Genomic DNA, 6,132 nt, shown 5'->3' with positions numbered 1-6,132 from the left:
ACACCCACAGAGAACGCGAACGCCTCTACCCCCGGCCCGACCGGCACAACTACGAACTCCTGGCCTGACCGGCAAGCTCACTCCACGAGAGCCGCACCCATTTCAGATGCCGGCGATCGGTTCGCCTGCTGCGGCTTCCACGGGGTCGTTGCACTCTGCGGCGTCCACGTCGTCTCCGTCGTCAACTGCGGCGCTGGACAAGGCGGCCAGGTCGGCTCCGCTCCCCGGCGGCAGGGTGAAGCAGAGCAATACATGCACCGCGCTTCAGAGGATGTCGCGCAGGGAACTGGTCAAGGCCAGCCAGGGCGGGAAGAAGCGGCTGACGTGCACGCGACCTGTGGCATTGCCCCGTACCGCCAAGCCCAGAGTCACAATGAAGAAGGCGGCAGGTCCGGGTTCAACCGTCCGATCCTCCGCGGACACGGTGCAGGATGTTGCCGGGATGCCGGATCTGAGCGGCGCGCCCGCACTCGGCGCGATCAACGTATCGCCCTCCTGGTGCTTCGACAAGGACGGTTCCTCCCAAGCGCCCGATACCTGGGAAAGAGACCGGTTCCAGGCGTGCGCCTGGGGCGAGAACGAGAGCGATACCTATGACGTGATCAACGGGGACAGCATTCTGACAGGGCGTCTCTTCTTCACGGATTTTGTCTACGACGTATACACGGGCACGCGCCAGCAGTGGCAGCAGTTGATGGACTTCGTTGCGACCGGTGCCGAGGGTAAGGACCTGGATGCCGTCGGCCACACGATCTCTTCAGTGGGCGAGCTGACTAAGTGTCAGCCGGACTGCGCAGTGCAGTCGACGGACTTTCCCACCCAGAGCTTCGAGGTGGGTGAGTGGGCTACCGCGAAGTGGGTCATGACGGGCACCTTGTCGAGCGGGAACCGGGGTACGGGGCAACTGTTCGCGGCGTACCTTGCCGCTTTGCCGACCGCGGTGCCTGCCCGCCCCGATGGGCAGTATTCGACGGAAGTGCGCTGCGACGCCGATCCGGGTCCCCAACAGCAGCCCGAGGGCTGCGTGATCGCGGATGCCCCGCTCGTCCTGCAGTACAGCAGGGACATCAACGACAGCCAGGAGCGTGGATTCCCCGAACTTGCCGAGCATATTGCCGAGGCCCAGGACGGTAAGGGGAGTCCGGGTGCGCTGGTACCCGGCGCCCACCTGCCCGGAGCCCCCGGGGGAGCCCCGCTGCACCGCCTGACGGACAAGACGGAGTCGAAGAAGAACCGGGATACCGCCTGCCCGAAGGCCTGGAGTGCAGTCAACAAGACAGCTGATGGGCAAAGTTGCGACGAATACCCGTTCAAATCCACCTACGAGGGCGCTTACACGGGCGTGGTCGCCACCGATCCGGACAAGGTGGGTACCGCCGGGTTCAGCCACCGGATGATCAATGCGCAGGACAACACCGGCGGCGGCCGTCTGCTGGGCACGTTCTATCGGGAAAACCGGGTCCTGGACAACGACGCCTTCTACGTCGAGATCATCGGCACGTGCCAGGGAACCTGCAACGACGAGACCGTCCAGCCGGGCAATGCCCTGACGTCTCTGGACCTGTCCTCCGCCAACCGACGGGCGCCCGTCTCCGGTCTGTATGACTGGTCGAAGGCGGGCTACCGTGCTGGCGCCGGCCTGCCGACCACCAGCGACTACAGCTCCAGCGACGAGTGCACCATCACAGCCGACCAGATGGTCGTCGTCTACGGTGTGATCCCCGGCGACGGCCTCGACGACACGACCGGGATCCAGGACGCGATCGACCACATCAAGTCCTACTGCTCGCCCAGCGCGGGGTACTCCAGCCTCAGCAGGATCACCCTTCCGGCCGGCGAACTGGATGTGTCCCGCCAGATCTACGTGGACGCCAACTATCTGGTACTGAGCGGATCCGGTTCGGATCCCGGCACCGGGACGAAGCTGGTCTTCACCCCGGACGCCAACACCCGCTACGACACGATCCTCGCCGACGGCAGCAACTGGGACAAAGATGCGATGACCTCGGGCGACGCATCCGGCGGATGGATCTGGCCGGGCAGGGGCCTGTTCCGAGTGCAGTCACGCGACGTGCAGGCCGACTACGCCGCCCAGTACGCCGCCGCTCCCACCAACCGCAAGGACCTGTTCGAGGGCACCGTCAACGTGCACTGGAAGGTCGGGGCGAAGCTCCGCGTCAAACCGGGCGACACCGGATTCGCCGCCCGGACCGGCGACACGAAGATCTACATCGCCAACAACACCAGCAGCAAGATCATGGCGAACCTGAAGGCCGGCGGCTACGTCAACGTCCGCGCGGCGAACACGCTCAACTTCTACCACCAGATGCAGGCGCTGCCGACCGACAACCCGCTCCAGGACCTCGCCATGCGCCAGCAGATCTTCACCATCACCTCGGTGAGCACCACCAGCACCGACAAATGGATCACGATCGACAAGCCGCTGGAGTACGACGTCCCCGTCGACTCCACCTCTGACGGCTCGGCGCTCGTCAACCCGTGCAGCCCAGTGCCGACCACCGGGTGCAGCGACACCCCCTACCCCTCGAAGGTCTCGCCACTGGTCGAGCCCGTGCTCGGCGTCGGCATCGAGAACCTCTACCTCACCCAGAACGAGCCCGACCTCGACCCCGACGACGCGAACTTCAACTACGGGAACATGGATCCGGCCGGTGAGATGAACGGCATCGTCTTCAAGTGGGCCGTCAACGACTGGGTCCGCGGCGTCCGCACGGAAATGACCGGCTCCCACCCGATCGCCACCGAGGAAGCCAAGAACCTCACCATCACCGACAACTACTTCGACGGGGCCTGGAACAAGGGCGCGGGCGGCAATGGCTACCTGCGCGGCTCACGTGTCTGGGACTCGGTGTACGCGGGCAACACCTCCCGCAACCTGCGGCACTTCACCTTCCAGTGGTCGTCCTCGGGGAATGTCGCCATCGGCAACAGCTTCGACTCCGACATCAACCTGCACGGCGGCTGGGAACGCAACAACCTCATCGAACTCAACCAGGTCGTCGTACCGTATCTGCACCGGTCCGACAGCTGCACCAGCAACTGCGGCGACGAGGGCAACACCGCCCCCGACGAATCAGACTGGTTCCCCATCTGGTGGGCTGCGGGAAAGAAAGCCGTCAAATGGTCCGGGTCGTCCGGACCTGGCAACGTCTTCTTCGACAACACTCTCGAAAAACAACTCGGCGGCATCCACCAGCCCTACACCACGTACTATCCGTACGCGAACCCCAGCACGATCTACGTGTTCGGAGTCGATGCCGCAGGCGCCTGGCATCATCTCGACATCGGCGGGACCCCGATCGCGGACTGGGCATTCAACGAATGGGCCGACTACACCGGCGGGCACGGCGTCGACGCGACACGGTCCGATCCGGGCGCCTCGCTGTTCCTGACCAACACGTCCTGAAGGAGCGGCCGATGATGAGCTACGACGGCTCAATCGACGCCGATCACAGCACGTACCTCATCGACGTCGACGCCGGAGTCCTCCAGCCACCCGGCGGCGAACGATGGGAATTCGACGACGGCCTCATCGCGGTACGCCCACACCAGATGTGCGTCACCACCGGCATCGACGACGGCGAGGTCAAACTGCATATCGAACTCCACGACACACAGCCGCCAGTAACACTCGACAACTGGGACGAGGTCGCCGAGGCGAGCCTGACCTGCCAGGCCAGCCTCACCCTGGGAGAACTGTTCACCGATCCACGCCCCGGCCTGCCCCAACTGGCCGCCCACGGCCCCGGAAGCTACCGGATCCGCGTCAGCGCTCGGGGCCGCGACACCGCCCACGAGTTTCCCGAAGAACACAGCATCCTCTGCTGGCCCACGCCACAGGCTCCTCCGATGTCGCTCAAACTCACCGATCAAAGTGGCGCACGGTACCGCCACCGGCTGGCACAACGCCGCCCCAGCATCTGACTCCAGATGAAATCCCCGGAGTTGATGAATCGTCAGGCGTGGCCGGTCTACGGCCAGTTCCAGCTGGACCGGGGATTTAGGACTCCGGATCCTGCCCAGATCCACTGGGGTACACCCGGTGACGCCGGGCCGGGTACCGGCGTACTTGGCGACATCGGAGGCAAGCGGCTGCTCGACCTCGGCTGCGGTGGCGGCCACTACGCGGCCCGCCTCGCCCGCGACGACAACGCCCAGGTTGACGCCATCGACGTCGCGCCCACTCAGCACCAGCGTGCCCTCATTCAGTACGCCGACGTCCCCGGGGTCCGCTTCCTGCTCGGGGACGCCGTCGACCACCTGCACCGATGCGAGCCGTACGACCTGGTGTATTCGGTCCACGGCCTCGGCTACCTCGACCCCCGCCACAGCTTGCCCGCCCTGCACCGCGGACTGTGTCCCGGCAGACGGCTCGTCTTCTCCGTCCTGCATACCGACCTTCACTGTCGGCCGCCCTCCAGCAGCGTCGAACCGCGGCAGTTGAAGGTCCAGCTGAAGGGCCTTGAGCCGCAGGATGTGCAGCTGTGGGTGCTTTCTCCCCAGCTGTGGGAGCACGTGCTCACCGATCACGGCTTCACCGTCGAGGCGATCGACCTTCTCCACCGCCAAGCTGGCGACGCGGTCGTCGATCAGCTCATCCAGGCCCGCCGTACCTGAACAGCCTCGGTACCTGGACGTCGGGCTCGACGGCACCTTTCCCTGGCCGCGGGGTCTGCCGCTCTACGGCAGCAAGGGGGAGATCACGCCGGACGGCGTCTGCCACCCGTCCCGAGGGAAGTGGGCGGCGACCCTGGGGTGATCCTCGGCCTGGTCCAGCGACAACCGATAACGCGCCAGCCGACGAACCGTGAGAGCTGAAGTGCTTTTTGCCTCGGGAGCTTGGGGGAGCAGTCGATCTTTTCGTTGGTGAAGGCTCGTCTGGGTGTAGACGGCCTCTGCGTTGTGGTCAGTGAGTTGGCTGGTGGCGGAGGGCTTGCCAGCGGCGTTCGAAGCTGTTGCGGTGTTTTTCGAGGTCGTGTAGGTGGACGGGCTGGTTGTACTGCGCTGTGATGCCGTGTTGTGCGAGGTCTTTGGTGACACGGTCGGGGTCCGGGTGGTCGTCGAGAGCTCGGTGCTGGGCCCAGATGGTGTAGATCCGGAACTGGAGGAAGTAGCGGGCCAGTGTTTTTGCTTTGAGGGGCTGGTTTTCGCGGTCCAGGATCCCCTGGCCAGCGAGATACGCCGACAACTCGGACGCGTCCGGCTCTGTCCTGTGCTGTTGCTGGAAGTCCTGCCAGGCGAGGTAGTAGCGGTCGACAGGAGTGAGGCTGTGTGGAGGGGGTGTTGTCCTTTTGTCAGGCGTCAACTCGTCGGGCGGAAGCACAGTGTTGGGTTCTGTTCCCTGGCCGGAATGTGGGGCCTGTCCGTCTCGCGGAGGAGATATGGCGTCTGCTGAGCGTCCGGGGTGGAGTGATTCTCCGGCCGTCCGGGCTGGGGGAACGAAGCTGAATGCCTCTTCATACAGAGCGGTGTGCGTGGCAGGCGGAACATCCCGCTTCCGCTTCTCGTCCCCGTGGGCATGATCCTCCAGGTCGTATCCGGGGTCGTAGCCACCCTCGTAGGCGGCCTCTTGCAGCCGATCGACGGACCACAGGATCGGCCCCGGCCCTGGGCGTTGAACATGTTCCGGCTGCCCGGGGGGGTTCGTTGTCATCAAGGTCCGGAGGCTGTTCGCCAGCAGGTGCCTCGTCGTTCTGTAAGGCCGGTACCGCTTCGGGGGTACGTCTGCTCGCGGCCGCGTCGGCCGGCTCCAGTGCGGGTGCGGTCGGCTCCGGCTCGCGGGCCGGCTCCAACTGCGGTGCCGGAGGCAGCAGTACGGGCTCGATGCCCGCCGCCGCCAGGCCCCAGGGGGCCGTCTCCGCGAGCGGGACGCCGTAGCGGGCCAGGCGCAGCGGCATCATCGACTCCACCGGAGCCTTGCGGCGCCACGCGCGGCCGAAGCGGGAGTGGAGCCGCGCCTGGTAGACGAGGCGGTCCTGCTCCAGCTTGATGACCTGCTCGTAGGAACGCAGCTCCCACAGCTTCATGCGGCGCCAGAGCAGGAACGTCGGGATCGGGGAGAGCAGCCAGCGGGTGAGGCGGACGCCCTCCATGTGCTTGTCGGCGGTGATG

General features: G+C 65.6%; 4 protein-coding genes and 1 pseudogene. 3 read left to right on the top strand and 2 right to left on the bottom strand.

The window, feature by feature from the left end:
- Positions 1-235: 235 nt before the first annotated feature.
- From OO70_RS55125 to OO70_RS50055, 3 genes are read left to right on the top strand one after another with little or no spacing between them, the layout of a single operon-like run.
- A complete protein-coding gene (locus tag OO70_RS55125) occupies positions 236-3,427 on the top strand; it encodes a NucA/NucB deoxyribonuclease domain-containing protein (RefSeq protein WP_158711673.1) in 3,192 nt (1,063 codons plus the stop codon).
- A gap of 14 nt (positions 3,428-3,441) precedes the next feature.
- Positions 3,442-3,945, top strand: coding sequence for a hypothetical protein (locus tag OO70_RS51695; protein ID WP_158711672.1), 504 nt, complete (start codon positions 3,442-3,444; stop codon positions 3,943-3,945).
- Positions 3,946-3,969: 24 nt separating this feature from the next.
- Positions 3,970-4,638, top strand: a complete 669-nt coding sequence (locus tag OO70_RS50055; protein WP_158711671.1) for a class I SAM-dependent methyltransferase — start codon at positions 3,970-3,972, stop codon at positions 4,636-4,638.
- A gap of 289 nt (positions 4,639-4,927) precedes the next feature.
- On the opposite strand, the gene OO70_RS50050 is transcribed toward OO70_RS50055, so the two are convergent.
- Both OO70_RS50050 and OO70_RS56530 read right to left on the bottom strand, forming a co-directional pair.
- Positions 4,928-5,344 (bottom strand): hypothetical protein, encoded by a 417-nt coding sequence (locus OO70_RS50050; protein WP_043688157.1) that lies wholly within the window; start codon positions 5,342-5,344, stop codon positions 4,928-4,930.
- Between the two features lie 207 nt (positions 5,345-5,551).
- Positions 5,552-6,132, bottom strand: a pseudogene (locus OO70_RS56530) (DUF2637 domain-containing protein); the annotation flags it as partial.

Source organism: Streptomyces xylophagus (assembly GCF_000716435.1).
GTDB classification, from domain to species: domain Bacteria; phylum Actinomycetota; class Actinomycetes; order Streptomycetales; family Streptomycetaceae; genus Streptomyces; species Streptomyces xylophagus.
This window is presented reverse-complemented; position numbering and strand designations above follow the sequence as displayed.

Coding starts and splice junctions, on each gene's coding strand:
- OO70_RS51695 (WP_158711672.1), top strand. CDS start 3,442: ATGAGCTACGACGGCTCAATCGACGCCGATCACAGCACGTACCTCATC.
- OO70_RS50055 (WP_158711671.1), top strand. CDS start 3,970: ATGAATCGTCAGGCGTGGCCGGTCTACGGCCAGTTCCAGCTGGACCGG.